Annotated in this window: 27 protein-coding genes, 2 tRNA genes and 2 pseudogenes; 16 read left to right on the top strand and 15 right to left on the bottom strand. The window is 65.2% G+C overall.

Annotated elements, in window-relative coordinates; translation table 11 throughout:
* Nucleotides 1–9: 9 nt before the first annotated feature.
* The 3 genes and pseudogenes from GO308_RS15720 to GO308_RS15730 all read right to left on the bottom strand — a co-directional run bounded on the left by GO308_RS15720 (nt 10) and on the right by GO308_RS15730 (nt 1,423).
* A complete protein-coding gene (locus tag GO308_RS15720) occupies nt 10–411 on the bottom strand; it encodes a DUF1428 domain-containing protein (RefSeq protein WP_240886170.1) in 402 nt (133 codons plus the stop codon).
* Between the two features lie 18 nt (nt 412–429).
* A pseudogene (locus GO308_RS15725) lies at nt 430–864 on the bottom strand (DUF1428 domain-containing protein); the annotation flags it as partial.
* Nucleotides 755–1,423, bottom strand: a complete 669-nt coding sequence (locus GO308_RS15730) for a glutathione S-transferase family protein (RefSeq protein ID WP_240886109.1) — start codon at nt 1,421–1,423, stop codon at nt 755–757. The gene GO308_RS15730 and the pseudogene GO308_RS15725, both read right to left, overlap by 110 nt.
* A gap of 363 nt (nt 1,424–1,786) precedes the next feature.
* Here GO308_RS15730 and GO308_RS15735 point away from each other — a divergent pair, with 363 nt between their 5' ends.
* The 7 genes from GO308_RS15735 to GO308_RS15765 all read left to right on the top strand — a co-directional run bounded on the left by GO308_RS15735 (nt 1,787) and on the right by GO308_RS15765 (nt 8,669).
* Complete coding sequence (locus GO308_RS15735; RefSeq protein WP_240886110.1) at nt 1,787–2,443, top strand: winged helix-turn-helix transcriptional regulator; 657 nt, start codon at nt 1,787–1,789, stop codon at nt 2,441–2,443.
* An 82-nt stretch (nt 2,444–2,525) separates the two neighbouring features.
* Complete coding sequence (gene cobS, locus GO308_RS15740; protein WP_240886111.1) at nt 2,526–3,530, top strand: cobaltochelatase subunit CobS; 1,005 nt, start codon at nt 2,526–2,528, stop codon at nt 3,528–3,530.
* A gap of 49 nt (nt 3,531–3,579) precedes the next feature.
* The gene (locus GO308_RS15745) at nt 3,580–3,858 is read left to right on the top strand and encodes a type II toxin-antitoxin system prevent-host-death family antitoxin (RefSeq protein WP_066478793.1); all 279 of its coding nucleotides are present in this window, start codon (nt 3,580–3,582) and stop codon (nt 3,856–3,858) included.
* A gap of 3 nt (nt 3,859–3,861) precedes the next feature.
* The gene (locus GO308_RS15750; RefSeq protein WP_276616616.1) at nt 3,862–4,248 is read left to right on the top strand and encodes a type II toxin-antitoxin system VapC family toxin; all 387 of its coding nucleotides are present in this window, start codon (nt 3,862–3,864) and stop codon (nt 4,246–4,248) included.
* On the top strand, nt 4,248–6,080 hold the full coding sequence (cobT, locus tag GO308_RS15755) for a cobaltochelatase subunit CobT (protein ID WP_240886113.1): 1,833 nt from the start codon (nt 4,248–4,250) through the stop codon (nt 6,078–6,080). Before GO308_RS15750 ends, cobT begins: the two co-directional genes overlap by 1 nt.
* A gap of 4 nt (nt 6,081–6,084) precedes the next feature.
* Nucleotides 6,085–6,351, top strand: coding sequence for a ribbon-helix-helix domain-containing protein (locus GO308_RS15760; RefSeq protein WP_197417205.1), 267 nt, complete (start codon nt 6,085–6,087; stop codon nt 6,349–6,351).
* A 137-nt stretch (nt 6,352–6,488) separates the two neighbouring features.
* Nucleotides 6,489–8,669 carry a hypothetical protein gene (locus tag GO308_RS15765; protein WP_240886114.1) on the top strand — a complete coding sequence of 727 codons (2,181 nt, stop codon included), beginning with the start codon at nt 6,489–6,491 and terminating at the stop codon, nt 8,667–8,669.
* A 25-nt stretch (nt 8,670–8,694) separates the two neighbouring features.
* Here the strand turns inward: GO308_RS15765 and GO308_RS15770 are convergent, their stop codons facing one another.
* Together GO308_RS15770 and GO308_RS15775 are read right to left on the bottom strand one after the other, a co-directional pair.
* Nucleotides 8,695–13,326: an NAD-glutamate dehydrogenase domain-containing protein gene (locus GO308_RS15770; protein WP_240886115.1), complete on the bottom strand. Its 4,632-nt coding sequence runs from the start codon at nt 13,324–13,326 to the stop codon at nt 8,695–8,697.
* A 70-nt stretch (nt 13,327–13,396) separates the two neighbouring features.
* Complete coding sequence (locus GO308_RS15775; RefSeq protein ID WP_240886116.1) at nt 13,397–14,689, bottom strand: hypothetical protein; 1,293 nt, start codon at nt 14,687–14,689, stop codon at nt 13,397–13,399.
* A gap of 167 nt (nt 14,690–14,856) precedes the next feature.
* Here GO308_RS15775 and GO308_RS15780 point away from each other — a divergent pair.
* The 4 genes from GO308_RS15780 (at nt 14,857) to GO308_RS15795 (ending at nt 18,253) form a co-directional block, all read left to right on the top strand.
* Nucleotides 14,857–14,932, top strand: a tRNA-Thr gene (locus tag GO308_RS15780).
* A gap of 150 nt (nt 14,933–15,082) precedes the next feature.
* A complete protein-coding gene (locus GO308_RS15785; RefSeq protein WP_240886117.1) occupies nt 15,083–15,880 on the top strand; it encodes an ATP-binding cassette domain-containing protein in 798 nt (265 codons plus the stop codon).
* A 76-nt stretch (nt 15,881–15,956) separates the two neighbouring features.
* Complete coding sequence (locus GO308_RS15790) at nt 15,957–17,903, top strand: prolyl oligopeptidase family serine peptidase (RefSeq protein ID WP_240886118.1); 1,947 nt, start codon at nt 15,957–15,959, stop codon at nt 17,901–17,903.
* A 143-nt stretch (nt 17,904–18,046) separates the two neighbouring features.
* Nucleotides 18,047–18,253: a hypothetical protein gene (locus GO308_RS15795; protein WP_197417206.1), complete on the top strand. Its 207-nt coding sequence runs from the start codon at nt 18,047–18,049 to the stop codon at nt 18,251–18,253.
* Here the strand turns inward: GO308_RS15795 and GO308_RS15800 are convergent.
* Nucleotides 18,215–18,442: pseudogene (locus GO308_RS15800) on the bottom strand (IS3 family transposase); the annotation flags it as partial. The gene GO308_RS15795 and the pseudogene GO308_RS15800 sit on opposite strands and share 39 nt — an antisense overlap.
* Nucleotides 18,443–18,704: 262 nt before the next feature.
* Here GO308_RS15800 and GO308_RS15805 point away from each other — a divergent pair.
* Both GO308_RS15805 and GO308_RS15810 read left to right on the top strand, forming a co-directional pair.
* Nucleotides 18,705–19,016 carry a hypothetical protein gene (locus tag GO308_RS15805; protein ID WP_240886119.1) on the top strand — a complete coding sequence of 104 codons (312 nt, stop codon included), beginning with the start codon at nt 18,705–18,707 and terminating at the stop codon, nt 19,014–19,016.
* Nucleotides 19,017–19,605: 589 nt separating this feature from the next.
* Nucleotides 19,606–20,217 (top strand): hypothetical protein, encoded by a 612-nt coding sequence (locus GO308_RS15810; protein WP_066478769.1) that lies wholly within the window; start codon nt 19,606–19,608, stop codon nt 20,215–20,217.
* A gap of 113 nt (nt 20,218–20,330) precedes the next feature.
* Here the strand turns inward: GO308_RS15810 and GO308_RS15815 are convergent, their stop codons facing one another.
* The 7 genes from GO308_RS15815 to folK form a co-directional block, all read right to left on the bottom strand.
* Nucleotides 20,331–20,837, bottom strand: coding sequence for a hypothetical protein (locus GO308_RS15815; protein WP_240886120.1), 507 nt, complete (start codon nt 20,835–20,837; stop codon nt 20,331–20,333).
* Nucleotides 20,834–21,160, bottom strand: a complete 327-nt coding sequence (locus tag GO308_RS15820; RefSeq protein ID WP_066478764.1) for a JAB domain-containing protein — start codon at nt 21,158–21,160, stop codon at nt 20,834–20,836. The genes GO308_RS15815 and GO308_RS15820 overlap by 4 nt, the downstream gene beginning before the upstream one ends.
* Before the next feature lie 8 nt (nt 21,161–21,168).
* Nucleotides 21,169–21,678, bottom strand: coding sequence for a hypothetical protein (locus tag GO308_RS15825; RefSeq protein WP_197418074.1), 510 nt, complete (start codon nt 21,676–21,678; stop codon nt 21,169–21,171).
* A 16-nt stretch (nt 21,679–21,694) separates the two neighbouring features.
* Complete coding sequence (locus GO308_RS15830; protein WP_240886121.1) at nt 21,695–22,015, bottom strand: hypothetical protein; 321 nt, start codon at nt 22,013–22,015, stop codon at nt 21,695–21,697.
* Nucleotides 22,016–22,067: 52 nt separating this feature from the next.
* Nucleotides 22,068–22,565 carry a helix-turn-helix transcriptional regulator gene (locus tag GO308_RS15835; RefSeq protein ID WP_240886171.1) on the bottom strand — a complete coding sequence of 166 codons (498 nt, stop codon included), beginning with the start codon at nt 22,563–22,565 and terminating at the stop codon, nt 22,068–22,070.
* 163 nt (nt 22,566–22,728) lie between these two features.
* Nucleotides 22,729–22,804 (bottom strand) — tRNA-Lys (locus GO308_RS15840).
* 15 nt (nt 22,805–22,819) lie between these two features.
* Complete coding sequence (folK, locus tag GO308_RS15845; protein WP_240886122.1) at nt 22,820–23,314, bottom strand: 2-amino-4-hydroxy-6-hydroxymethyldihydropteridine diphosphokinase; 495 nt, start codon at nt 23,312–23,314, stop codon at nt 22,820–22,822.
* Nucleotides 23,315–23,336: 22 nt separating this feature from the next.
* On the opposite strand from folK, the gene GO308_RS15850 reads away from it, so the two are divergent.
* Nucleotides 23,337–23,987: a uracil-DNA glycosylase gene (locus GO308_RS15850; protein ID WP_240886123.1), complete on the top strand. Its 651-nt coding sequence runs from the start codon at nt 23,337–23,339 to the stop codon at nt 23,985–23,987.
* A 56-nt stretch (nt 23,988–24,043) separates the two neighbouring features.
* Complete coding sequence (locus GO308_RS15855; protein WP_240886124.1) at nt 24,044–24,280, top strand: hypothetical protein; 237 nt, start codon at nt 24,044–24,046, stop codon at nt 24,278–24,280.
* Nucleotides 24,281–24,284: 4 nt separating this feature from the next.
* Here the strand turns inward: GO308_RS15855 and GO308_RS15860 are convergent, their stop codons facing one another.
* Entirely contained in the window at nt 24,285–24,725 is a 441-nt protein-coding gene (locus tag GO308_RS15860) for a VOC family protein (protein WP_240886125.1), read from the bottom strand.
* The gene (aguB, locus tag GO308_RS15865; RefSeq protein WP_240886126.1) at nt 24,725–25,579 is read right to left on the bottom strand and encodes an N-carbamoylputrescine amidase; all 855 of its coding nucleotides are present in this window, start codon (nt 25,577–25,579) and stop codon (nt 24,725–24,727) included. Before aguB ends, GO308_RS15860 begins: the two co-directional genes overlap by 1 nt.
* 85 nt (nt 25,580–25,664) lie before the next feature.
* Here aguB and GO308_RS15870 point away from each other — a divergent pair, with 85 nt between their 5' ends.
* Complete coding sequence (locus GO308_RS15870; RefSeq protein ID WP_240886172.1) at nt 25,665–26,063, top strand: low affinity iron permease family protein; 399 nt, start codon at nt 25,665–25,667, stop codon at nt 26,061–26,063.
* Nucleotides 26,064–26,069 lie beyond the last annotated feature (6 nt).

A 26,069-nucleotide genomic window follows, 5' to 3' on the forward strand; every position in this document is an offset into this window, starting at 1 on the left:
GTCTCCCGTTCAGCGATCGAGGATGGGGGTGAAGCCGCCGTAGATCATGCGCTTGCCGTCGAACGGGCGGTTTTCAGGATCGGGCTGCATCCGCGGATCGGCCATCACCTGTTCCCAGGCGGTGTCGCGATGCGCCTTCGACGGCCATTCGATCCAGGAATAGACGACGTTCTCGTCCGTGCCAGCCTGCACCGCCATGCGATAGTCGGTCACCTTGCCGTCGGGCACGTCGTCGCCCCAGGCTTCGACCACACGGTTGGCGCCGTATTCGATAAACACTTCGGCGGCCTGACGTGCGAGATCCAGATAGGCATCGCGATTGGCGGTCGGCACGGCGACCAGGAACCCGTCGGTATAGCTGCCCTTGCTGTCGCCAAGGTCGAGCAGCGAGCTGAACCCGCCATAGATCATGCGCCGGCCGTCGAACGGCATCGACTTGCTCATGTCTTCCATGCGCGGATCGGCCATCATCTTCGCGCCGGCGGCATCGCGGGCGGCGCGGTCGGGATACTCGAACCAGCTGAAGATGATCTTTTCGTCCGGCTGCGCCTTTACGGCGCGACGAAAGTCGGTGTGGGTGCCATCGGGGACATCGTCTTCCCAACATTCGACCATCCGGGCGACGCCGGCATCGAGGATCATCGCCGACGCTTCTTGCGCGTGCGTGAGATACGCGTCCTTGTTTTCCGCAGGCACCGCCAGGACAAAGCCTTCCACATAGGTCATTTCACTCTCCCTCCACCTTCGCGGCCGTTCAGGCGGCCGTCGGTTCGCGAAAATCCGCCAGCTGGGCGGCCAGCGCCGCGGCAAATGCCGGGCGCGCGGCGCAGCGATCGCGATAGGCGACCAGATTGGGGTGCGCATCGACCAGCCCGGTGCCGTTCAGGATGCGCAGCACGCTCGTCATCATCAAGTCGCCGGCGGTGAAGCGGTCCTCCAGATAGTCGCGCTGGCCCAGATGCGCGGCGAGCCGCATCAGGCGGCGTTCGACCATTTCGACGACTTGCGGGCGTCGCGCCGCAGTCCAGTCCTCGCCAGCGTGGAACAGGTCGATCGCGGTCAGCTGCTGGATCACCGGCTCGACGCTGTTCAGCGCGGCGATCAGCCAGCTCGTCGCCCGCGCTCTGCCGACGCGGTCGCGCGGCAGCAGCGCCTCGCACCCGTCGCCGAGATAGAGCAGGATCGCGCCTGTTTCGAACAGCACGACGTCGTCATCGCGGTAACATGGCACCTGGCCAAAGGGCTGATCGGCGAAATAGTCGGCGGGCCGCTCGCCGCGCGGCGACATCAGCCGCACCGAATAGGGGATGCCGGCCTCCTCCAATGCCCAGCGCACCCGCAGGTCGCGGACCTGGCCGCGCGCGAAGGCGGGGACCCAGTCGAAGGCGGTGATCGAAACGCGGGCTTCAGGGTCGACGGGCATCATCATTCTCCGGCAGGGGGTGTCGTCCGGGTTAACCCGGCTTGGCCGGCCTTTGGTCCCGAATGCGGGGGCGGTTCGGCCGCGATCGTCGTCAGGCGTGCCCGGGTCCGGCCGTCGTGCATGCACGCACCGCGGCGCGGTACGTTGCGGGCGGACGGCCTGTGGGCGAGCGGGAAGGGGCGGGTGGATCGGCTGCACCCGATCCCTCGGGTGCGGTCACGTGCCGGCCGACGGCAATCATTCGGTTCATCGCCATTCTCCCTCGACCGCGGTCCGGGCGAATCGGCCGCTTGAGCTTTGTGCGCGCGCGCGTTACAAAAAGCAACTGTGAAGTCAGAAAAGATAACTCAAAGTGGATCAGGGGTGCACGGCCGGTGGTATGACGATGCCTGCGGTACCGCGCTGGGGCTTGAGCTGATCGGTGAGCGTTGGTCGCTCTTGATCCTGCGCGAGCTGATGTTCGGGCCGCGCCGTTTCAGCGAGCTGCGCGCCGGGCTGCCCGGCATCAGCGCCAACGTGCTGACCCAGCGGCTGGAGGGACTGGAGGCATTGGCCGTCGTGAAACGCCATCGCCTGCCGCCACCCGCGTCGGTCCAGGTCTATGAGCTTACCGAATGGGGGTACCAAGCCGAGGTCCTCGTGCAGGAGCTGGGGCGCTGGGCGGTGCGGTCGCCGCTCCACGATCCGACGCTGCCCATATCGGCCGCGTCGGTCATGATGTCGTTCCGTACGATGTTCGATGCCGCCCGCGCTGGCAGCACGCGCGCCACCTTGGGGTTTCGGATCGGCCCCGAATCGTTCGTCATCCGCATCGCCGACGGGAGGCTGGACAGCGGGCGCGGCGATCCCGATGGCGCTGATCTGGTCCTGACCGGCGATCCGGTGACGATTGCGTCCATCGTCTATGGCGGCCGTCCGGTCGACGATGCTGAAGCCGCAGGCCAGCTTTCCGTAGCGGGAGACCGCGACCTGCTCGCGCGTTTCATCACCTGGTTTCCGCTGCCCGCCAAGCATCGCTGACCAACGGCCCCGTTGCGGCTGCCGGATCGAGTGGCTACCTGCAGCCATAGCCCGGCATCAGACCGCCCATCAGGAAACTCCCATGTCGACGATTCCCAATACCCAGCCCGACAGCCGCGCCACCACGGTGCTCGACGCGCCCGACAAGATGGTGAAGGCGCGCGACCTGTTCGGCATCGACACCGACATGGAAGTGCCGGCGTTCAGCGAAGCGGACGAGCGCGTGCCCGACCTCGACCCCGCTTATGTGTTCGATCCCGACACGACGCTGGCGGTGCTGGCGGGCTTTGCCCACAACCGCCGCGTGATGATCCAGGGCTATCACGGAACCGGCAAGTCGTCGCACATCGAACAGGTCGCAGCGCGGTTGAACTGGCCGTGCATCCGCATCAACCTGGACGCGCATATCAGCCGCATCGACCTGATCGGTCGCGACGCGATCGTGCTCAAGGACGGCCAGCAGATCACCGAGTTCCGCGAGGGCCTGTTGCCCTGGGCGCTGCAGACCCCGACCGCGCTCGTCTTCGACGAATATGATGCCGGCCGGCCCGACGTGATGTTCGTGATCCAGCGCGTGCTGGAAACCGAGGGCAAGCTGACCCTGCTCGACCAGAATCGGGTGATCCGGCCCAATCCGTGGTTCCGCCTGTTCGCCACCGCCAATACGGTGGGCCTCGGCGACACCAGCGGGCTGTATCACGGCACGCAACAGATCAACCAGGGCCAGATGGACCGCTGGAACATCGTGGTCACGCTCAATTACCTGCCCGCCGCCACCGAAGCGCAGATCGTGCTCGCCAAGTCGGGCGAATATGACAAGCCCGGCGGCAAGGAGACGGTGCAGAACATGGTCCGCGTCGCCGATCTGACGCGTCGCGGCTTCATCAACGGCGACATCTCGACCGTGATGAGCCCGCGCACCGTCATCACCTGGGCGCAGAACACGCTCATCTTCGGCGACATCGGCTTCGCCTTCCGGCTGAGCTTCCTCAACAAGTGCGACGAGGCCGAGCGCGCGCTGGTGGCCGAATATTATCAGCGCGTGTTCGGCAAGGATTTGCCGGAGAGCGTGGTGGGGAAGGGTTGAGCGCGGAGCCTGACTGGACTAACTTAGTCCACTGAGTAAGAGGTGCCGTATGTCCGAAGCCGATCCGCACAAGATCTACAATGTGCACGACGCGAAGACGAACCTGTCGCGCCTGATCGATCGCGCCAATGCGGGCGAGGAAATCATCATCGCCAAGGCGGGCAAGCCCTATGCGCGGCTCATGCCGCTCGAGCCTGAGCGGCATCCGCCCCGTAAACCCGGTCGCTTCCGGCATCTGCTGAAGGATGTGCCCAGCGACATCTGGTTCGAGCCGACCTTTACCGACGAGGAGCTGGACGGGTTCGAACGCAAGCTCGGGGACGCGTGAGCGTTGCGGTTCCTCCTCGATACGCACGCGCTGATCTGGTGGTGGCTCGAAGATCCCATGTTGTCGTCGCGCGCGCGGGCACTGATCGAGTCACGCGACGAAGACATTCTCGTCAGCGCGATTTCGGCCTACGAGATTGCATTGAAGGTTCAGGCCGGACAGTTGCGGTCGATGATCGACACGCTGGAGCAATTCGAGACGGCGACACAGGAGGACCGTTTCGTGCATCTTCCCCTTCGTTACGATCATGCCCGGCTGGCAGGTTTGCTGCCGGGGCGGCATCGTGATCCGTTTGATCGAATGATTGCGGCGCAGGGCCAGATCGAGGGGCTGACCGTCATCACCCGTGACCCGCAGATCGCGGCGCTCGGCTGCAAGGTGCTTTGGTAATGTCGCAGAAAACCCAGCTCGATGACTTCAAATCGGTGCTGACCGGCACTGCGCGGGCGATTGCGCGCGATGCGGAGGTCGAGCTGGCCTTTACCGCCGACGCGCCGAGCCAGTCGGGGCGCAATCTGCGCGTGCCGATGCCGGCGCGGCAACTGCCCGCCGATCAGGTCGCCGAGGCGCGCGGGTTCGCGGACAGCTTTGCGCTGCGCCTTCGCCACCACGACGCCGCGCTTCATGCGCGCGGCGCGCCGAAGGAGGCTGTCGCGCGCGCGGTGTTCGATGCGGTGGAGACCGCGCGGGTCGAGGCGCTGGGATCGCGCGGCTATGCGGGCGTTTCGGAAAATCTCGACCAGGCGCTGGCCATGCGGCTGAAATCGGACCCGATCGCCCGCGCGCGCAGCCGCGACGAGGTGCCGCTGTCGACCGCGATCGGGCTGAAGGTCCGCCATCGGCTGACCGGCAAGCTGCCCCCCATCGCCGCGGTGCCCGGCATGGCGCTGGTCGACGAGTGGATCGAGGGCAAGGGCGCGGCGGACCTGGATGCGCTGGCGCTGGCGATCGACGACCAGGCGATGTTCGCCAAGCTGATCGGGCAATTGCTCGAAGACCTGGAGCTGACCGAGGGCGAGCTGAAGCCCGACGATGCCGAGGACCAGGGCGACGACCAGGAGGGCGGCGAGGAAGGCGACGACACCGACGAGGCCGAACAGGACCAGGATTCGGGGGCCGAGGGGCAGGGCGAGTTCGAGCAGCGCCCCGAACAGCAATCGGGCGAGGATCAGGACGGCGAAACCGCCGAGCAGCAACAAGACGGCATGGACGATGCCGAGGGCGAGCCGGGGGACGAAGGCGAAGAGGGGATGATGCCGGTGCGGCCCAACCGGCCGTGGTCCGACCTGCCGCCGCAATTCGAATACCGGCCCTTCACCACCCGTTTCGACGAAGTCGTCGCCGCGACCGAGCTGTGCGACGAGGAGGAGCTGAGCCGGCTGCGCGCCTATCTCGACCAGCAGCTCGTCCATCTGCAGGGCGCGGTGACCAAGCTCGCCAACCGGCTGCAGCGCCGATTGATGGCGCAGCAGAACCGCAGCTGGGACTTCGACCAAGACGAAGGGCTGCTCGACGCGGCGCGGCTGGCGCGGGTGGTGGTCAACCCGATGCAGTCGTTGAGCTACAAGATCGAGCGCGATACCGAGTTCAAGGACACGGTCGTCACATTGTTGATCGACAATTCGGGATCGATGCGCGGCCGGCCGATCAGCATCGCGGCGATCAGCGCCGACATCCTGGCGCGCACGCTGGAGCGGGTGGGGGTCAAGACCGAGATCCTGGGCTTCACCACGCGCGCGTGGAAGGGCGGGCAGGCGCGCGAGGCATGGCTGGCGGCCGGACGTCCGCCACAGCCGGGGCGGCTGAACGACATTCGCCACATCGTCTACAAGCAGGCCGACGAGCCGTGGCGGCGCGCCAAGAAGTCGCTCGGGCTGATGATGCGCGAGGGGCTGCTCAAGGAAAATATCGATGGCGAGGCGCTGCTCTGGGCGCACGCCCGTCTGATCGCCCGGGCGGAGGATCGCAAGATCCTGATGGTGATTTCGGACGGTGCGCCGGTCGACGACAGCACGCTGTCGGTCAATTCGGGCAGCTATCTGGAACGCCATCTGCGCCAGGTGATCGGCTGGATCGAAGGGCGCTCGCCCGTGGAGCTGGTGGCGATCGGAATTGGCCACGACGTGACCCGCTGGTATTCCAAAGCGGTGACAATCATGGATGCCGAACAGCTAGCGGGTACGATGGTCGAACAGCTCGCCAGCCTGTTCGATACCGATTGATCGCGTGACTGGCGCGATCCAGCCGCCGCCCGGCGGGTTTCGTCCCGCGGTCAAGCGATCGGTCACCATTGCCGGGCATGAAACGTCGATCGCGCTCGAACCCTTGTTCTGGGACGCGCTGGAACACGCCGCCGCCGTGCGCGCGCTGCCGCTCAATGCACTGATCGCTGAAATCGATGCGCTGCGTATTCAGGCGAATGATCCGCCCAACCTGGCGAGCGCGATCCGTAGCTGGCTGCATGGGCATTCAGCGGCGCTGTCGGCTCGATAGTCCTAACCATCCGGCGCGCGCTTCACACGATCTATCTGCTGGCTTTCTCGATATTGCGATTATCGTAGCGACCACTACAGCGCGTTAACGACCGGCGTGGCATCGCTTCGCGAATATGGGAGTCGGGGAGTAGATCGATGCCAGGATTGGTGGCCATCGTGGCCGTGCGTTCGCGACGGTGGGCTGCGGTCGCGACGCTGGGCGCGTTGAGCGCATGCGGCGGAGGCGGCGGCGGCGGCGGCGGCGGTGAAGGCACAAGTGCCGGCGGCGTTGCGGTTGCCCCGGCGCCAACCCCCAGCCCTACGCCAACGCCCGCGGCAACCGGCCAAAGCCCAAGTCAGATCGGGCAGTGGCGCGAACTGATCCTGAATGCCGATGGCAGCATCAACTGGACCGAATATGGCCGGGTTGCCGCCAATTACCACACGGCGGAAATGGTGCGATACCGGCTGGGGCCGAGCGCGGTCGACTATGGCGAGGCCGAGCCCGCCAACACGATCTACCAGCCCGAGCCGAACGGTTTGTGGAAGGGCGGGCTGAACCGCACGCTCGCGGACCGCTTCTGCCAGACGTCGGACCGGCTGATCCAAAGCGATGCGCCGGACGGTTATGGCAATGGCTTTGGCGGCGGTGGCGGCTGGATCATGTCGGGCCAGATGCTGTTTTCACCCGATACCGACGCGCCCGCGAACCTGCGCGCCGGCGTCGCCAACGCCCGTGCCTTTGACGGTGCCCGTGCCGCACGCGCCAGCGACGGTTCGACCCAGGCGCTGTGCATGCGCATGAACGCATCCTGGTATGGCGACTGGTGGAACCGCAACAACGTCTCCACGCCAACGACGCCCGCGGTTGCGCGGTTGCGGGAGCAGGACCCTACGCTGCCCCTGCCCGCTATCGCCGCGACGCGTGGCGAGATTCAGACATCGATCACCGGGTTCCTTGCGTTCCAGAACGGGGTGATCGCCGCCGCCGGCACCGGCAACGACCAGTATTGCAATGGTTTTGCGACTGGCACGCCCTGCGAAACCGCGATCCGTCTGCCGGCCGGAAAGGTGCCGACCGCACTTGCCCTGTCCGCGATGAATGAGTTTCTGCTGGTGACCGTGTGGGACGCCGCCGCGCGCAAGGGTCAGTTGGGCGTCATCGCCGTGGGCGCGGACGATCCCGCCAATATCGGCAACACCGACACTGGCCGTCATGGCTGGGGCGTGCAAAGCTGGCCGGGTGTGCGTGGGCTGAAGCTGCTCGGCTTTGTCGACTTGCCGATGGCGGCACCCAACACGGTGGCCATGGCGCTTTCAACCGGCACAATGAAGTTTCGCGGCTTCGAGGATTGGCGCGGCCGGGGCCTGAATACCCAGGCGGAGCGCGATCGCTGGTTCGCGCGCAGCAACCTCGCGTTCGACGCGTTTATTCCCCAGACCGAATATTGGAAGCTGCTGGCGTCGGCGGGCTATGCGGTTGTCGGCTCACGTGCGGAGAACAAGGTGGCGATCGTCGACCTGCGCCCGCTGCTGCGCTTCTATCGCGACCAGTATCTGACGACCCAGGCACGTTGGAACGAGACCGCTAACTCCAATCAGGGCGCGCGCGACGACCAATGGCCCTATGGCTTTGCGACCCGGCCGGAACAGCGGCCGGTGGTGCTGGGCACGCTGGACGTGGCACAGCCCACCGCGGTCTACGCGCGACAGATCCGCACAGGTACCAACACCCTGTCCGGCTGGGACCGGCTCAGCTGGAATTATCTGTCGACACTGGTGACCATCGCGTCGATGGACGGGACGGTGCGACAATACGACGTCGCGTCGCTGATCGATCCGGCGCGGGCGTCGCAGATGCCGACGATGGCGGTGCGCGAATGGCGAGTAGGCCGTAACCCGGTCCAGGTCACGACGCCGATTGCCGGCGCCGTCCGCACCGACGATCTTTATATCGTCAGTCGTGGCACGCGCGAAATCGGCGTCTATAGCTATCGGGGCGATCGTTATGCGGTGCTGCGCGACCGGCGGTTGAAAGACCCGGTGTTCCTGACGATCGCCGGCAACCAGGCCGGGTTCGGCGGTGCCGGCCGCGACCTCGCGCTCGGCTCCCAGGGCATGACCGTCCTCGATTACGAGGGCAAGACGGTGCACGTCTACGGCATCTGGATCGACAACTATCCCGCGCGCTATCAGCCGGGCCGGCTCGACAGCTGGGTGGTCGAGCAATGGCCGCATGACGGCCCCGACGATCGCACCCGCCAGCCTTTCCAATATGGCTCGGGTCGCACGCTGCAGGGCAAGCCGTTCGCGCTCAGCATCGACGAAGTAATCTAAGCCGAGAACCGGGCGCGCGGCGGCTCTAGCCGCCGCGCCCCAGCAGCACGCGGGCCTGGCCCGCGATCTGGGCGAGCATCGCGGCGCCCGGCACCTGGGTACGACGCGCGCGGGCGATGAGCGCGACGAACTGGTCGATACGCGGCTGGTTCGCCGTGACCCAGGCCTCGACCGCTGCCTGCGGGTCGCCGCCGGCATTGCGCGCCAGCCAGTCGAGCCGCAGCTGCTGGAAATCGCGCGCCAATCCCGCAATCAACAGCCGTTCCCACGGATCGCCGGTGTTGATCCGCGCCGCCGTCGCCTGTGCCCAGTCGAGGCCAAGCGCGTTGCCCAGTCCAGTGAAGGCGCGGGTCAGGACCGCTTCGTCCAGACCCGAACGTTCGCCGAGGTCGGCAAGACCGACCGCGCCGTCGAGCTCGAAGATCCGCACCACCTTGCGCACCAGATCGGCCGGCGCGCCGGTTTCCTGAAGGCGCTGCGCGATGCGGTCGCTTTGCAGCTGCGCTTCGGTCAGCAGCAGCTCGCGCGTGCGCCGGTCGAGATTGGCGATGCCGGGTTCGAGGCGCGCAATGACTGCGCCCGGCCCCGTGCCCGGCGGGCAAACGCGCAACAGGTCCGCCATCTGCGACCGCATTGCGACCGCGGCTTCGCCGAACAGGGCAAGGCGCGCGGCCTCGCTGATCGATGCCGTCTCGATCTCGCGCCACAATTCGGGCAGCCCGAACAGGCGTTCGGCGACGACGAACATCGCCGCGATGTCGCCCAGCGACGCGCCTTCCTCCTCGGCAAGCTCGAACGGGTGAAGCACCCCCAGCCGATTGATGATCCGGTTGGCAAGCTTGGTCGCGACGATTTCGCCGCGCAGCCTGTGCGCCTCGATCGCCGGACCGAAGCGTTCACGCATCGCGTGCGGGAAGGCGGCATGAAGGTCGCCCAGCAACTCGGGATCGCTGCCGAGCGCCTGGGTTTCGATCGCGTCCTGCAGCGCCAGCTTTGCGGTGGCGAGCAGCACGGCCAGTTCCGGCCGGGTCAGCCCCTTGCCCTCCTGCGCGCGGCGCAACAGCTCCTCATTGGTGCCCAGTCCCTCGACCGCGCGGTCGAGCCGTCCGCCGGCTTCGAGGATTTCGATGACGCGGACATAGCTGGGCAGCGCGACCGGGCCGTCGCCCTCCATGAAGGACAGGGCCAGCGTCTGCAGCCGGTTATCCTCAAGCACCAGATGCGCGACATCGTCGGTCATCGACGCGAGGAGCACGTTGCGGTCCTCGAACGCCAGCCGCCCCTCGATCATCTCGCGGTTGAGCGCGATCTTGATGTTGACCTCGTTGTCCGAACAATCGACGCCGGCGGCATTGTCGATGAAATCGGTGTTGATGCGGCCCCCGCGGGCGGCAAAGGCGATGCGCGCGGCCTGGGTCACGCCCAGATTGGCGCCTTCGCCGATCACGTTCGCGCGCATCGCCTCCGCATTGACGCGCAGCCGGTCGTTGGCGGGATCGCCGACGTCCGAATTGCTCTCTGCGGCAGCCTTCACATAGGTGCCGATGCCGCCGAACCAGATCAGGTCGACCGGTGCGGTCAGGATCGCGGAAATGAGCGCGGCGGGTTCGAGCGCCTCGGCCTCGATGCCCAGCGCCGCGCGCACCTCCGGGCTGAGCGCGATGCTCTTTTCACTCCGCGCGAAGATGCCGCCGCCCTTGGAGATCAGCGACGCATCATAGTCCGCCCAGCTCGACCGCGGCAGCGCGAACAGGCGCGAACGCTCGGCCCAGCTTGCCGCCGGATCGGGATCGGGATCGAGGAAGATATGGCGGTGGTCGAACGCGGCGACCAGCTTGATCGCCCGGCTCAGCAACATGCCGTTGCCGAACACGTCGCCCGACATGTCGCCGCACCCGGCGACGCGCACCGGCTGGGTCTGGACGTCGATGCCGGATTCGAGGAAGTGGCGCTGGACGGAAATCCACGCGCCCTTGGCGGTGATGCCCATCGCCTTGTGGTCATAGCCGACCGATCCGCCGCTGGCGAAGGCGTCGCCCAGCCAGAAGTCGCGCTCGATCGCGAGCGCGTTGGCGACGTCGCTGAACGTCGCGGTGCCCTTGTCCGCGGCGACGACGAAATAGGGGTCCTCGCCGTCATGGACGACGATGCCGGCCGGATGGACGACGTTGCCGCCGACGATGTTGTCGGTGACCGACAGCAGCGAGCGGATGAAGATGCGGTAGCTCTCCGTCCCCTCGGCCAGCCAGGCGTCGCGGTCGGTGGCGGGGGAGGGGAGCAGCTTGGGGTAGAAGCCGCCCTTGGCGCCCGTCGGCACGATGACCGCGTTCTTGACCCGCTGCGCCTTCATCAGGCCGAGGATCTCGGTGCGGAAATCGTCGCGCCGGTCGGACCAGCGCAGGCCGCCGCGCGCCACCGGTCCCGCGCGCAGGTGAATGCCCTCGATCCGCGGCGAATAGACCCAGATCTCGCGCCACGGCAGCGGCTGGGGCAGGCCCGGCACCCGCGCGCTGTCGAGCTTGAACGCCAATGCTTCCTCGGCCGCAGGGGCGAAGGCATTGGTGCGCAGCATCGCGTCGATCACGCCGCGGAAGGCGCGAATGATGCGGTCATCGTCGATCGCGGAAACCTTGGTCAGCCCCTGCGCGATGGCTTCGTCGGCGGCGGTTGCGGCAGCGTCATCGCGTGCGGCGGGATTGTGCCGCGCGTTGAACCGCGCGATCAACGCCTGGGCGATGTGCGGCGCGCGGCGCAGCGCATCGACGACGGTAACCAGGCCATAGCTCATCCCGGTCTGGCGCAGGTATCGGAACCAGGCGCGGAACAGCACCGCCGACTGCGGGGCCATGCCGGTTTCGACCACCAGCCGGTTGAAACCGTCATTTTCCGCCCGCCCTTCCAGCACGGCGGCGATGGCGCGCTCCACCACGCCGACGTCGAAGGGCAATGCGCGCGAATCGTGCGCACCGGTCAGCTCGACCAGGAAGTCGTGGACGAAGGCGCCCGAATCACCAGCAAGCCGGGTCGGGACTTCCTCGATCACGCGGAAGCCGAAATTCTCGAACACCGGCACCGCGTCGGACAGCGCCAGCGCGCCGCCGATGCAATAGACCTTGATGCGCAGCGGCCCGCCGGCCGCGTCGTCGCCCGGGATGATCCGGACCGATCGGTCTTCCGCGCTCTGAAGTGCGGCGAAGCGCAGGATGTCCTGCGCCGCGTCCTCAGGCGTGTGGAGGTTGCGGTAATTGGCGGGGAAGCAGTTGGCGAAGCGCAACGCCAGCCGGGTCGCGCGCGTCCCGACCAGTTCCTCGAGCGCCGCGCTCACCGCCGGCCGCCAGCCGCGTACCATCCGGCGGATGCGTGCATCGAGCGCAACCGCGTCGGGCATCCGCCCCTCGCCGCGCAAATCGAGCGTATAGCGGATCAGCGCCGCGACCCCGTCGTCGAGGTTGATCGTCCAGTTGAGCACATGCGCATTGGCGGCACTCGCCAGCATGTCGCCGATCGCCACCCGCCGGGCGGTGGTCAGCTCGTCGCGCGGCAGCCAGACAAAGGCGAACAGGTGGCGCCCCAGCGTGCTGCGCACCAGCGCGAGCTTCGACCGCGGGCGATCGGCGATCGACATCGCGGTCAGCGTGACGTCCTCGAGCGCCTCGGGCGAGAAGGCGGTGGTCAGGTCGTGGGGCAGCGCGCTCAGCATGTGCGCCATCGCCTTGCCGGTGTGACCGCGCGGATCGAAACCGAACTTCTGTTGCAGCCGTTCCAGATGCCGGCGCAGGAGTGGTACATCCTCCGGATCGGCATTGAGCGCGGCGCTCGTCCAGAGCCCGGCATGGATCGACAGGCCCTCGACCGCGCCGTCGCGCAGCACCGGCAGCAGCACCAGGTCGAGCGGCGCGCGGCGATGCACGGGCGAGATGCAGTTGGACTTGAGCAGCAGGGGCACGCGCCCGCCCTCCGCAAACCATTCGCGCGCCAGCTGGCGCGACGGCTCGGCCAGGATCGGCACGTCGAGCTCGCCGCGCGCCAGGCCGAGCTGGCCCGACGCCGTTCCGTCCGGATGCCAGCGTTCGTGCGCCAGCAGCGTGAAGTTGCGATCGAGGAACCAGTGGAGCAGCGCGGCGGCCTCACGGTCGCGCAACGCGCTTGCATCGTGCAGCATCGCCGCCTGCAATGCCGGCCAGTCGCCGACCGCGTGGCGAACATGGCCGAGCACGCGCGCGATATCGTCGTGGAGCTGGCGACGGACGCGGGATTCGGCGCGCTCCATCTCGATATAGATCATCGATTCCGGGGCGCCGCCGCTGTCGATCGCGACCAACCGTCCGTCGGCGTCGCGCCGCACCGGCAGCACGGGGTGGATGATCCGGTCGACCGCGATGTCGTGCGCGCCGATTGCGGCAGCGATCGAATCGACCAGGAACGGCATGTCGTCATTGACGACGGCAAGGCGCATCCTGGCCGGCCCGTCGCTGCGCAACGGTTCGATGACGATCCCCGATCCGCCGGGTGGGCGGGATTGCGCGGCCAGCACCATGAAGGCGGCGGCCTCCCGTCGTGCATCCGGGTCGAACCCCTCCAGCTCGCCCGGCAATGCTCCCTCGATCAGCCGGGCGGCAAGCTCGGTGACCAGCGTCGCGTCGATCGTCGTCGTCATGTGCGCGGCTATGCGCCCGCCCCGCGCGCGGCTCAAGCCTTAGTCGCGGCGAATGCGCGGCCTTGCTGCGTTATTCCGCAAGATGCCGGACGGCCTGGCGCGTCAGCTTTTCATCGGCATCGACGCGCCCGACCACATCCAGCGCGCCCGCATCGTTGGCGCGGGCGAGCAACAGCACGAATTCCGCGCCGTCGGCGGCGATCGGCACGCTGGCGATTGTCGGGCGAGCGCGCAGCGCGGTCATCAGCTCGGCCTCCGCGGCGGCACGCGGGGCGGGGCGGCGGTGCGCGCGCTCGGCCTGCACCATCGCCTTCATCCCCCCCGGCATCGCCTCGATCGCGGCGACCAGCTGGCCGGCGGCGAGCCCGGTACGCCGGGCATAGGCGAGGACAGCGGCGAATTCGGTGACGCGCGCCTTGTCGTAATCCCCGCCGAAGACCAGCTTGACCACCGCGGTCATCGGCGCGCGCGCCTGGACGGTGATGCCGGCGTCGGCGAGCAGCTCGGCATAATCCTCCGGGCTGTCCAGCGTGGCGAGCGCGAAATCGTGCGCACGGCCGAGCGCGCGGTACAGCGCGGCACGCGACCGGGTATCGGCGACGCGCGCCAGCTCCGCGGTCTCGCGCGCCAGCACCAGCTGGTCGGCCAGCCCGGCGACCTCGAACGGGGCTTCGAGTTCCGCGCCGAGCAGCAGCGCGTCGTCCTCATCCGCGTCCGCATCTTCGCCCAGCCCGGCGCCCGGACCGTCGGCCCAGATCGGCGCGGACATGTTCGAGCGCGGCCCGGACTGGCGGACGGCATCGAGCGCGGCGTGGATCACCGCCTGCGCCGCGTCGTCCAGCACTTCCTTCCAGTTGATGACGCCATAGATGAAATCGATCGCCTCGCCCGTCGACGAGAAGGGCATCAGGATGCCGCGATAAAAGGTGTTGTAGCCGCGCTGGCTGACGAATTCGGCTTCGAAGCCGATCGGCGCGCGATTCGCGATGATCTGGAGATAATGGTCGGTCAGCCGCGACAGGAGCGAGCGGCTGGGCACGTCGACGATGCGCTGAAGGTCGCCGGTGATGCCGCACTCCTCGCGCAGCAGCGAACCCAGGAACTGGATGGTCGGATCGTCAAGGCCGTGGCTGAAATCGATCAGCACGCTGTTCGGGCCGAAATCCGCGATATTCTCGGGCTCGAGATCGCTGATCAGCGGGAAGGGGCGCCCATTGAGCAGCGACACCCAGTGATTATAGGCGCGGACATGCATCCGCCGCTCGTCGCTGCCGATGTCGACGGGACTGTCCTGACCATGATCGTCCAGCAGCTCGTCCTGGCCGTGTTCGATTGGGTCGTCGAGTCCGCGAACGGTATCCATTGAAGGCTCCCCTGGGGCGACGACGCGCCGCCGTCGCCGCTCTTTTGCACGCTGCGTGGTAAACGTTGCGTAAAGGGCTTCGCGCTAAAGCAGGGGCGCGAGGCGATGCTTGTCAGGCCGCCCATGGCCTGATATGCGCCGCGTCCCGACGGGGTCCACGCCCCGCCGCCGCCTTAGCTCAGTTGGTAGAGCATCGCATTCGTAATGCGGGGGTCACAGGTTCGAGTCCTGTAGGCGGCACCAGCACATACCGTGAACAAGGCTAGAAAACCGCAGAAAACTGCGGTAAATTGGCGTTCGGCGGTCTCGCGAAATCTCATTATGCTCCGCCGTGGCCCAATTAAAAGGGGCCACGAATCATGGGGCCACGAACGGTGCAGGAGGCATGGCCCCATGCTTACGGTGATGCGGATTCGATCGCTCAAACCGGCTGAGCGCCTATACCCATATAAGGTTGCTGACACCGATGGCTTGTATTTGCTGGTGCAGCCATCGGGAGCTCTGCTTTGGCGTTTTCGCTACCGCTGCTGCGGCATCGAACGGAAGCTCTCGCTGGGAAGTTTCGCCGACATCGCACTTTCGCCGCTCGAAGAGGGCGAGGTGCAGAAGAGCAACGACGAGCCGGACTTCAACAAACCGTTGGTTCTCGACCGCGTGTTTTACCGCTATGGCGCCAATGAACCGATGGTGCTGAACGGTGTCAGCCTGCGGATCGAGCCGGGCGAGTTCATCGCGATCACCGGTCCATCGGTCGGCGGCAAGACCACGTTGATGAAAGTTCTGATGGGCCCGTTCGAACCGAGCAGCGGCGCGGTGCGTCTCGGCGAGCGGCCGATCGGTTCGTATCGCAAGGACAAATATCGGCGCGCGACCGGCTCGGTCGCACGAGGCGACATGCTCTATCCCGGGTCGCTGGCCGAGAACATCGCGTTCTTTGATCCCGATATCGACATGGCGCGTGTGCGCGAGGTCGCCAGAATGGCGCAGATTGATGCCGAGATCGAGGCCATGCCGATGGGCTATGAGACGCTGGTCGGCGACATGGGGCCAGTGTTGTCGGGAGGGCAGCTTCAGCGCGTGCTGCTTGCGCGCGCGCTCTATCCAAACCCCAAGATGCTCATCCTCGATGAAGGCACCGCCAATCTCGATACGGAATCAGCGATGGTATCGAATAGATTGCATTCGGAGTAGATACCACCGGTCAGACAGTCGCTATTAAGTATAGCTTAGTGTTCTAATCTGACATGGGCGCCGTTGGAGATTAAAGATGTGGTTATATTTTCGGCGGCGTCCATTGACCGCTTTTTTATCTGCTCTCTTCATATTTGGGGCGCACAGCGAAACAAATGCGGAGACGAACCGAGCCGAAGCTAATGCACGCATCGTTGCTGTAGGTGGGTCGATCCTAGAGGTGCGGAGTGGAAACACGTTAGTACGGCACGACGGCGCTCGCTCGGGGGAGGTCGTCTTCTCGACACCGGACACACCGGACGGTTTGCCGCAGGTCATCAAGCGCCTGACTTGCGACAGCAAGGCTGTCGACCGCTGCATTGTCGGCTACGCGCCGCCTGGCTCGGATCGCGCCCGGTGGCGCAGTCTCGACCTCGCCACTGGGCGTTCGATACCGGGTTGGCCCGAAATCGGCATCACGAACGCAACGCTTGAAGCTGTCAGCTTTTCCGGCGGCATTGCGGTATGGTCGGCCACGGCGTTGAGCGAGCGCAAGCCGGGTGATCTCCCGTCCGGACTCTACGTTACCAAGGCGGGCGGGCCGCCGACGGTGGCCGGACGCGTCCGAATGACCGACGATGGACAATTGCCACGCGGTTGGTTTGTGCAAATGGACGGAGGTCATCACATACTTGTCGCCGACAAAGAATTGTCATTGCTCGACGTGACAGGGCGAACGCTCTTCGCGGGTTTCGGAACCGACGGATTCGTCACTGCACACGGCACGACGGCTTTTGCGATCTCCCGTGCGGACCTTCGCAGCCGGAGCGGGCGAGTTCTGCCGGCTGGATCGCTACTCCACCTTCCGTTCACGACGGCACTGGGCGGAACGACTGGTTGGAGCCCGATGTACGTCGCCGACGTCCATGGTCCGCCGCTACGCTCCCAACATACTCGTCGCGAATTGAACGACGTGGGGGCTTCCTTGGCCTTTTTCGGAGGTCGCGCGCTCGCGGTGGCCGACCAAGCGGGCCACACGCGTTTGGTGGAGCTATGTCGACAAAGTGGTGACTTAACAGCCGTCACCGTGCGTGAGTTAGGTGATGACGCTGCCGCCATCGGCCTAATGGCGGGTGCCGGCGCGGAAGGCATACTTAATGTGGCGCGACCTGACGGCCAGTTGGCGCAGTGGGTCATCCGCTTCGAGTCCGAACGGACCGGCGCCGACCCGTTTGCGCCATGTGGTGAGCGCGCACCTACCTTAAACCAAGCAAGCACAGGAACGAAGACGCAAACGCAAGAGCGCCGGGGGCCCGCCATTGTCCGGCACGAGGCGCGTGCGCCAGATGGTCAGACCGTCAGCTACGCCGTGCTGGGCGATCCTTCACAGGGCGGGCGGGCGCTGGTGAGGGCATATGGCGCTTATGGCGAGCCCGCTCGAGAGTGGCTGACCAACAGCTTAGAGAAGGCTTGGATCGAGCAGGGGGGCGTGGTGATCGTGCCTGTGCTGCGCGGCGACGGGGGGCGCGATGCGGCGTGGGCAGCTCAGGGGCGAGGCAACCTAAAAACGCGCACAGTCGACGACCTTTTAGCCGTGGTGGAGGATGTTCGTCGCCGTGGTATTGGCGGAGGCGGGCTGGTAACCGTATCGGGCGCGAGCGCGGGCGCATTCGTCGCGGCTAAAGCGGCGCTGCGCCGGCCGGACCTGTTTAGGGCGGCGGTGCTGCTTTCGGGAGCGTTGGATCTTCAGGTGCTTGCCGCGGGGCGGGACCCCAACCTCGCGGAGTTCGGCTCGGCCGAAGGGGGTTTTCCGCGCTGGTATGGGGGTGTTCGCGCGCCTGCCAAGCAGGCACCCATTTTTATACTGGTACACGACAAGGGCGACGAGCGCACGCTTCTCGCAAATTCGCAGAATTTTCAGGTATATGCTCAATCTCTCGGCTACAGGGCGGGACTATTGACAACCGAAGGCGCGTCGCACGGCGACATAGACGCACCAGCTCTGACCCAGGTCATAATGGAACAGATCGGCTCGCCGCGCTGATCACGACGCTCAGCGTTTTATAGTTGAGCACATTGACCGGGTCGGCCAGTTCGCGTTCGCGGCCGTGAGCGAGGCGCGCAGGGACTGTCAGGAATTTTGTGCGAGAAGCCATAGGATGGAGTGGAATGGAAAGGACCATCGATATGGCAATCGAAAAGGGCGTTCTGGACCAGCTGCTGGCTGGTCGTGATCCGCAGGATCTGTTCGTCAAGGTGCATCTCGGGCGTATCGCCGATATCGCACTTTCGCCGCTCGAAGAGGGCGAGGTGCAGAAGAGCAACGACGAGCCGGACTTCACCAAACCGTTGGTTCTAGGTGTTTGGTCCCGGCATTTGGTGGTGCGGGTTTGACGTGAACCGTTGGGGCTCGGATGTTCAGCATTTGCAGATGTATTCGTAGGGTGTGAGGCCGCGCAGGGTTTTGAGCCGACGACCATAATTGTAGGCATTAACGAAGTCGTGGAGGTGCGCGGTCAGCTGTGCGTGGCTGTCGTAATGGTAACGCTTGACCGTTGTCTCCTTGATCGTGCGGTTCAAGCGCCGACACTGACGCGGATATTGCAAGACGGCTCGAAACGGCCCGTCAAGTTCGATGGATTCCGTGGCGAATATGTCATCGATCGGAATTGAAAGTGGTCGATGCACCACATGCGCGCGATCAGCTGCTGCGGCAGTCTGACGTATTGGCACAGCATCGCCTTATTGGGATATGGTAAGTTCCGACATCCACCCAGAATATCAAGGCACTAAAGTTGTTCAAGAGAATGAACGTAACCAATATACGTGTGAGGGTTGTCAAGCCATGATCGCTGAGCAAGTTGCGCGTATTGTCGCCGATTTTGTTATATTCCTATCGCTCACTGATGAAGACGAGCTAAATCTTGATACATCTGTTGAGATGATGGAAAATCTCGCCGCACGACTCGACGAGATGGATAAGGGATTTCTTCGAGAATTAGTTGACGCTTTTGCAGTTATCGCTGAAGAATATAGCGGCGAAGCCAAAGAGGTCGTGCGAAACATCGCGCATAGTTTCTATCTCGAAGAGGCGTTGGCAGCAGACGATCCTGTCAGGCTGGCCGAGTTGGAGGCCTTGCGCGAAGCGCGAAACTGAACACCGGCAATGTCAGCGGGCGTTGGGAGTGAAGCACAAACTAAAGGCCGAAGTCTTTCTTATGGCCGCGACTGATGGAAATTCTCCGGTGATTTGAGTGCCCAGCTGTGTCCTCTATGGGGCACTACCGCTTCTGCTGAGCATTGAGGAGTGGCACGGGGCGACCATGTGTGTTGCCGGGCCCTTTTCACGTGTCGCGGCAACCCGACCAACGACGTCAGCACGACCTACAATTACGACGTCGAGAACCGGCTGGTCAGCGCGAGCGGGGCGCGGACCGCGTTGCTGACCTGGGACCCGCTGGGGCGGCTGGTCCAGGTGAGCGGCGGATGGGGTGCGACCCGATCCCTGTATGACGGCGGCGACTTCGCGGCCGAGTATGACCGTACAGGTTCGGCTCCGCCGTCGGACCTTCGTGAGATGCGATGCCATGCCATAAAGATTTGCTGTCAGCCTGATTTCTATGGTCACCCCGCGCCGTCGAAACCCGTTTGCCCGAAGCATTCAAAACGGGCGGGATTTGATTTGAATTTGCACGACCGATCTGTTTGCCTTCCCCGGTATCTCATTTGGCTGGGGGGAGCTGCCCATGTGTGCGCCGTGGAAGGACTCGGACGAAGAGTTTCTGCGTTACATGATGGAGCGCGCCCTGCGGCGTCGGGCGCGTGATGAGGAACTGTTGCGGAACCGGGACATGGCGGGCCGCTTCGGCGTCAGGCGGATGTCCGACCTCTGCTACGCCATCAACCTGACCGGAGACGAGGATTTCGTCGGATATTCGGGCCTGTCCGGCGGCTTGACCGGGGCATCATACAGGGGCGCTCGTTATCGAGAGCTCGATGACGGGTCACGCCGACGCATCGACAATTTCGCGGAGGCGATCGGAAGCTCCTACGATCAGGTGTTCAGCTCCAACAATGTCGAAAATCGCCCGATCTGTAATTGTGCAGAGGCCAGGGCCCTGCAACTGGCCCAGGAATGCAACGTCCCGGTACACGAGCTGTTTTTCATCACCTTCTATCCGGATGGAAACAGGCCCAAGAACCCCTGCCGGAACTGCCTGACCTGGCTCGCCAAGGCGAGCGGTTATTGGAGTGACGGTCGACCGACCTGCAACGGCCGCAAGCGCGACCCCGATGATGACGGAAATCGCCGTCGTCTTCCGGGAACTGCCAGTGGTCTGATGGGCGAGGCGCATTAGACCGCACGGTCGATCTCCACAGCTGAGGCGTCATGTCGAGGCCTCATTTGCAACGCGCGCTGAAAACCAGGCGAAACGCAATCGCGCTTTCAACGGTCAGCGCGTCGCCAAGCTCACCAGTCGCCGAGCGAGGTGAGGAAGCGCGCCATCTTGAGCGCCCCCTCTTGCGTGAGGGAAACGTAGCTCGAGCGTCGGTCGGTCAGGGACGGCTCCCGCTTGACGAGCCCCGTTTCGACCGGTTCTCCGATCCATCGCAGCGCGGTCGAGGCGGGCGCCGCCGACGCGATGCAGCAACTCGTCGTTGAAATCCGCTCCCGATTTGCGAACGCGATGAAAAGATCGAGCAGGATGTCCCAGCCGGGTTCGCCGAAGAGGTCCTGGTCGAAATGTTTCGATCGAATCCGGCGCATCTCGTAGATGTACACCGCGCGTTCGGAGAGCGCCTTCAGGTCGAATTCAAAGTCCAGATGATCCTGTGATGAGAAGGCCTTTGGTGGCAGGGTGTGATCCGCCCATTCCCTCAGCCGGCGCTGGTCAAAGACCTTGGATCCGGCGTTGCGGGATGAGGCATTGCCGGCGTCCCGGATGCGGACGGGAACTAAAGAGGGGAATTGCTTCATTTGAGTCGAGCTCCCGTCTTGATTGAATGCGCTGCGTCGCCCCCGACGATGATGTGGTCGACCAGCCGAAATCCCAGGATATGCGCGAGACTGTTGATGCGACGGGTCGCCTCGATGTCCTTTGAGCTAGGTTCGCAATTGCCCGAGGGATGATTGTGAACCAGCGCGATACCCGATGCGCCGTAATTGAACGCGATCTTGAATACCGACCGGAAGTCGGCGGATAAGGAGTTCGCGTCGCCCATCGCGATCTCCTCGTCGTGAATGTAACCGTCCTTTTCATCGAGCAGAATGACCCGGAGCCGCTCAAGGGGGCCGGCCATCGCGCTGATCAGAGCCCGGGATGTCGCTTTCGATCGGACCCGGAAGAACGGACGCGCGCCCAGTCGACCCAGGAGTCGTTTCGAGGGATCGCCTGGCGCTTGCGTTGATGCATGATCGTGCCCGCCAGAACGCAGAGCGCAGCGATCAGCGTCGGCGTCGACTTCATCCACGAATAAATCACCGGATGTCCCGATATCTCGATCGAGCGGGCGAAATGGCCGCTTACGGCCAGTAGCTGGAAAGAGCATGCGCATATGGGCCAGAACCTTTGAGCGTTCAGGGCCAGATACCCGAAGCCGAGAATGCCGACGCAATCGGCGGCCAAGGAAACCGGGTCTATGGCGTCATAATTCGGCAGAAAGAACGCGTACCCCGCGAACTGAACCGCCGGGATTGCGACAAGCACGGCAGCGCCGATTCGTTCGGGTAGTCCGCCCTTCCACAGCCCAAGGGCAATGGAAGGCAGATACAGTGCCCAGAATACCCAAACCGAAAGCGGTAAATTCAACTTCGCCACCGTGTCTCCGCGTCGCTCACGCGGCGCTGGCTTCGCGCAAAAACCCCGTTTTTGGATCCGGGCACCCGACGGGCACGTCCGCACGTGTTTCCGCAAGCCGCTTCAGGTCGGAATGCGCGCCAGTCGCCTTCGTGCGCGCCTCCGCCAGTTTGACCTGCATCTCGATCAGGCGCTGCAACGGGCGCTGGCCATCACATGCGTTGATGTCCAGATCGATGCGGATTGCCGCTACATCCGCCAGCAAGGCCCCGCTTGTTCCGATCAGCCGATCAAGCTGATCTTCCACCTCGTGAATGGCTCTGCTGATCCGCAAAGCCGCTGCATCCACCTTTCTCATCACGCCCCCTTCTGCGCAATCGCGCTGCTTCCAGAAGTGAGATCGCTATGGGTCAGGTGAGCATTCGGGCCACCACGGCTATGGCGACTGCCGCGATCATCAGCAGCCCGACGAGCGCCGCCAGGCCAACGACCGCATAAAGCCGACCCATCGGGCCAAACCTGACATCATAGGTCTCGAGAAATGTCGGCGCCGTGATCCCGACTTCGAAGTCGCCACTTCCGACGTCCGCGAGAAAGAACCGTTGGGACGCCGCCATTTCCTGATGCGGAGTTACGGGCAGAAGGGATGAAACTTCCACTGTGTCCAATCCACATGTGGTAGGATCACAGGTGTCGGAAAGGGCCAGGAATGCCCGGGCGGCCGAGCGACGGTCGGGCGCGCCGAGCTTGTCGCGCGCGGATTTCAATCGCTCTTCGACTGCCCTGCAGCTGATATCCAGTTCCCGGGCGATTTCCTTGTTGGTGAACTGCCGTGCGACGAAATGCAGGACTTCGACCTCCTTCGTGGAAAGAGGCGAGGAAACCCCTCGAGAAGAAGCGCCATTCATCACCCCTTAACTGCTATGCCAGAATCGCGACGGGGTCGAGTGGGGCTGGCGATGTCCGCCGCCGTGCGAGGCCCGGTTGGCGCCGGGCGACGCGGTGAATTTCCGCATCGCATAGCGACCGTGACGACCATATCGTGCCGCAGCGCTTGTAGATCGGGACAGGTGGTGGGTCCGCCGGGATTCGAACCCGGGACCTCTCGATTAAAAGTCGCTTGCTCTACCGACTGAGCTACGGACCCGCACCAGCCGCGCACCTAGTGCCCGCGCGGTGCGGGGTCAACCTTGCGCGCACGCGCGCGGCGCGCGGTCAGTTGCCGGATCGTGCGCCCGCTGACGGGATCGCGCCAGTTGGCGGCGATGCGCGACAGCGGCGCGAGCACGAAGGCGCGTGCGCGAAAATCGCGATGCGGCACGATCAGCCCGGAATCCGCCCAGCAGCCGCCGGACCAGAGAATGATGTCGAGGTCGATCGAGCGCGCGGCCCAGCGCCGGCCGCGCCGCCGCCCGAAATCGCGCTCGATCGCCTTGAGCCGCGCGAGCAGCTCGGGTGGCGTTTCGGCCGTGGCGATGATCGCGGCGGTATTGGCGAAGCGGCGGCGCGATGGTCCGACCGGGGCGCTCGCGATCACCGGCGCGACCGCGGCGACGCCGCCGATCCGGTCGAGTGCGGCGCGGATCGTGCGCGCGGGCGAGCCGAAGCGGCTCCAGCGGTTCGATCCCAGCGCGATGACATAGCTTGTTGTCGCCATCGCCCCCGCCTATCGCAGCGCCATGTTCGCGCCCAGCCCAATTCCATCGACCGAACCGCCGCGCGATTGCCCGCGCTGTCCCCGACTGGTCGCGTTCCGCGAAGCGCTGCGGGTGGAATATCCCGACTGGTGGAATGCGCCGGTCAATGCGTTTGGCGATGCGCAGGCGTGGCTGGCGATCATCGGGCTGGCACCCGGCAAGCACGGCGCCAACCGCACCGGGCGGCCGTTCACCGGCGACCATGCCGGCGAGCTGCTGTTCGCGACGCTCGCCAAGTTCGGCCTGGCGCACGGAACCTATGAAGCACGGCCCGATGACACGCTTCAGCTCGATGGCGCGATCATCATCAACGCGGTCAAGTGCCTGCCGCCCGAGAACAAACCGACGCCCGAGGAAATCCGCACCTGTCGCCCGTTCCTGGAGGGACAGGCGGCAGTGCTGCCCAACGCCCGGGTGTTCGTCGCGCTCGGCCAGATCGCGCACCAGTCGGCGGTCAAGGTGCTGGGCGGGCGGTTGCCCAAGGCGCGCTTCGGTCATCTCGCCGAACACCGGATGCCGGACGGGCGCATCCTGATCGATAGCTATCATTGCAGCCGCTACAATCAGAACACCGGGCGGCTGACCTCGGAGATGTTCGAGGCGGTGTTCGCCCGCGCGATGGAGCTGCGCTGACTGGGCACGGTGCCCGAATTGGGTTAAGATGTGTGCAGACGGACGGGAGCAGGCCGATGTTTTGGTTGCTTTTCCTTGCGAGCGTTGAAGTGGACGCCGAAGCCAGTTCGGTGCGGGATGCCGCCCCCGCCAAATGCGAGCGCCCCGCGATGGAACACGCCCGGACGGCTGGCGCGACGACCGTCGAACCGCTCGTGCGCCAGCCGCTGGCCGTTGAAGAGAAGGCGGTCTGGCGGCGCGACGAACGCGGCTGCACCCAGCCGGTCGTCGTACGGCGCAACGTGGGTCAGTAACGGGTCAGTCCGCCGCTTCGTGCAGCGCGATCCGGTTGCCCTCGCTGTCCTCGATTTCGGCGACGAAGCCGAGATCGCCAATCGCCTTTCTGGGATAAAGCGTCTTCCCGCCGGCCTTGGCCGCGCGTTCGATCGTCCTGTCGATGCTGTCGACCGAAAAATACAGGATTGGCCCCGCTTTTGCGGGAATATAGACATCGCCCTTTACCAACGCACCGCTCGCTCCCGCGCCGTCGCGATCGACCGGAAAGAGCGCCATGTCGTAGCCGTCGATGCGCTCGCGCGCGAGGACATGGCCGAACACCGCCTGATAAAATGCGACCGCGCGATCCAGATCGGTGACGGGGATCTCGAAATAGCCGACCGGGTTCACGGCACGCTCCCCTTCCTTAGCTGCGGCAACCGGCGCGGCGAGCACCAGCAGCGCGGCCAGCCAGGCACGCATCAGATGTCCTGCACCAGCCGCCCGTACAGCTCGGGACGGCGATCGCGGAAAAAGCCGAATGCGGCACGGTGGCGGCGCACGCGGTCGAGGTCGAGCGTTGCGGTGATGACGCCTTCTTCCTCGCGGTCGAGTTCGGCCAATATGTCGCCGCGCTCGTCGGCGATGAAGCTGGTGCCGTAGAAGGTTTGGCCGTGCTCGATCCCGACGCGGTTGGCGGCGACCACCGGTACGACGTTCGACACCGCATGGCCGACCATTGCGCGCCGCCACAGCCGGGCGGTGTCCAGCCCCTCGTCATGCGGCTCGCTGCCGATGGCGGTCGGATAGAACAGGATTTCCGCGCCCATCAGCATCATCGCGCGCGCGGTTTCCGGATACCATTGGTCCCAGCAGATGCCGACGCCCAGTGTCGCGTCGCGCGCCGGGCCGTCCCACACCTTGAACCCGGTATTGCCGGGGCGGAAATAGAATTTCTCCTCATAGCCCGGCCCATCCGGGATGTGGCTCTTGCGATAGACGCCAGCGACGCGGCCGTCGGGGCCGATCATCGCCAGCGAGTTGTAATGATGCGGCCCGTCCTTCTCGAAAAAACTGGTCGGGATATGAACGCGCAATTCGGCGGCGAGCGCCTGCATTGCCCGCACCGCCGCGTGCTCACCGACCGGCATCGCGGTCGCGAACAGCCCCTCATCCTCGACGCGGCAGAAATATTCGCCCTCGAACAATTCGGGCGGCAGGATCACCTGCGCACCCCTGGCCGCGCCCTCGCGCACCAGCCGCGTGACGTTGGCGATGTTGGCATCGATGTCCGGCCCGAAGGCGAGCTGGAGCGCGGCGACGGTGATGGTGCTCATGGGCCGCGCTCATAGCGGCAATTGACGCCGCGAGTCAGCAGGCCGATTGCTTGGCCGGGTGAAAGCCGGACTGGAGCATGAGGGCATGGAGCACGCGTTCGAACGAGTGGCTCAGGGCGTGGCAAGCTGGGCCGGGCGGCCCGCCGCCTTCGTGCTGGCGCTGGCGACCATCCTGGTGTGGATCGTCAGCGGGCCGGTGTTCGGCTGGTCCGACACCTGGCAGCTGGTCATCAACACCGGCACCACCATCGTCACCTTCCTGATGGTGTTCCTGATCCAGAACGCCCAGAATCGCGACGCCAGCGCGATCCAGGCCAAGCTGGACGAGCTGATCCGCGCGACCCATTCGGCGCGCAACGAGTTCATCGGCATCGAGCATCTGACCCAGCGCGAGCTGGAGGCGTTGCGCAGCGTGCTCGAACGCGAGTTCGGCAGTGAATCACACCATCACGAAGCGATCGAGCGGCTGCTCGGGCGGCTCTAGGCCCGC

This window comes from Sphingomonas sp. SFZ2018-12, from assembly GCF_022496715.1.
Classification (GTDB): Bacteria; Pseudomonadota; Alphaproteobacteria; order Sphingomonadales; family Sphingomonadaceae; genus Sphingomonas.

What these genes read in the sequence shown, in the direction of transcription:
- GO308_RS15765 (WP_240886114.1), top strand. Translation starts at nt 6,489, where the DNA reads ATGCCAGGATTGGTGGCCATCGTGGCCGTGCGTTCGCGACGGTGGGCT.
- GO308_RS15745 (WP_066478793.1), top strand. Translation starts at nt 3,580, where the DNA reads ATGTCCGAAGCCGATCCGCACAAGATCTACAATGTGCACGACGCGAAG.
- GO308_RS15730 (WP_240886109.1), bottom strand. Translation starts at nt 1,423, where the DNA reads ATGCCCGTCGACCCTGAAGCCCGCGTTTCGATCACCGCCTTCGACTGG.
- GO308_RS15850 (WP_240886123.1), top strand. Translation starts at nt 23,337, where the DNA reads ATGTTCGCGCCCAGCCCAATTCCATCGACCGAACCGCCGCGCGATTGC.
- GO308_RS15855 (WP_240886124.1), top strand. Translation starts at nt 24,044, where the DNA reads ATGTTTTGGTTGCTTTTCCTTGCGAGCGTTGAAGTGGACGCCGAAGCC.
- GO308_RS15805 (WP_240886119.1), top strand. Translation starts at nt 18,705, where the DNA reads ATGATCGCTGAGCAAGTTGCGCGTATTGTCGCCGATTTTGTTATATTC.
- GO308_RS15860 (WP_240886125.1), bottom strand. Translation starts at nt 24,725, where the DNA reads ATGCGTGCCTGGCTGGCCGCGCTGCTGGTGCTCGCCGCGCCGGTTGCC.
- GO308_RS15775 (WP_240886116.1), bottom strand. Translation starts at nt 14,689, where the DNA reads ATGGATACCGTTCGCGGACTCGACGACCCAATCGAACACGGCCAGGAC.
- GO308_RS15795 (WP_197417206.1), top strand. Translation starts at nt 18,047, where the DNA reads ATGGCAATCGAAAAGGGCGTTCTGGACCAGCTGCTGGCTGGTCGTGAT.
- cobT (WP_240886113.1), top strand. Translation starts at nt 4,248, where the DNA reads ATGTCGCAGAAAACCCAGCTCGATGACTTCAAATCGGTGCTGACCGGC.
- GO308_RS15830 (WP_240886121.1), bottom strand. Translation starts at nt 22,015, where the DNA reads ATGAGAAAGGTGGATGCAGCGGCTTTGCGGATCAGCAGAGCCATTCAC.
- folK (WP_240886122.1), bottom strand. Translation starts at nt 23,314, where the DNA reads ATGGCGACAACAAGCTATGTCATCGCGCTGGGATCGAACCGCTGGAGC.
- GO308_RS15785 (WP_240886117.1), top strand. Translation starts at nt 15,083, where the DNA reads ATGCTTACGGTGATGCGGATTCGATCGCTCAAACCGGCTGAGCGCCTA.
- GO308_RS15810 (WP_066478769.1), top strand. Translation starts at nt 19,606, where the DNA reads ATGTGTGCGCCGTGGAAGGACTCGGACGAAGAGTTTCTGCGTTACATG.
- GO308_RS15870 (WP_240886172.1), top strand. Translation starts at nt 25,665, where the DNA reads ATGGAGCACGCGTTCGAACGAGTGGCTCAGGGCGTGGCAAGCTGGGCC.
- aguB (WP_240886126.1), bottom strand. Translation starts at nt 25,579, where the DNA reads ATGAGCACCATCACCGTCGCCGCGCTCCAGCTCGCCTTCGGGCCGGAC.
- GO308_RS15790 (WP_240886118.1), top strand. Translation starts at nt 15,957, where the DNA reads ATGTGGTTATATTTTCGGCGGCGTCCATTGACCGCTTTTTTATCTGCT.
- GO308_RS15820 (WP_066478764.1), bottom strand. Translation starts at nt 21,160, where the DNA reads ATGGCCGGCCCCCTTGAGCGGCTCCGGGTCATTCTGCTCGATGAAAAG.
- cobS (WP_240886111.1), top strand. Translation starts at nt 2,526, where the DNA reads ATGTCGACGATTCCCAATACCCAGCCCGACAGCCGCGCCACCACGGTG.
- GO308_RS15770 (WP_240886115.1), bottom strand. Translation starts at nt 13,326, where the DNA reads ATGACGACGACGATCGACGCGACGCTGGTCACCGAGCTTGCCGCCCGG.
- GO308_RS15815 (WP_240886120.1), bottom strand. Translation starts at nt 20,837, where the DNA reads ATGAAGCAATTCCCCTCTTTAGTTCCCGTCCGCATCCGGGACGCCGGC.
- GO308_RS15835 (WP_240886171.1), bottom strand. Translation starts at nt 22,565, where the DNA reads ATGAATGGCGCTTCTTCTCGAGGGGTTTCCTCGCCTCTTTCCACGAAG.
- GO308_RS15720 (WP_240886170.1), bottom strand. Translation starts at nt 411, where the DNA reads ATGATCTATGGCGGGTTCAGCTCGCTGCTCGACCTTGGCGACAGCAAG.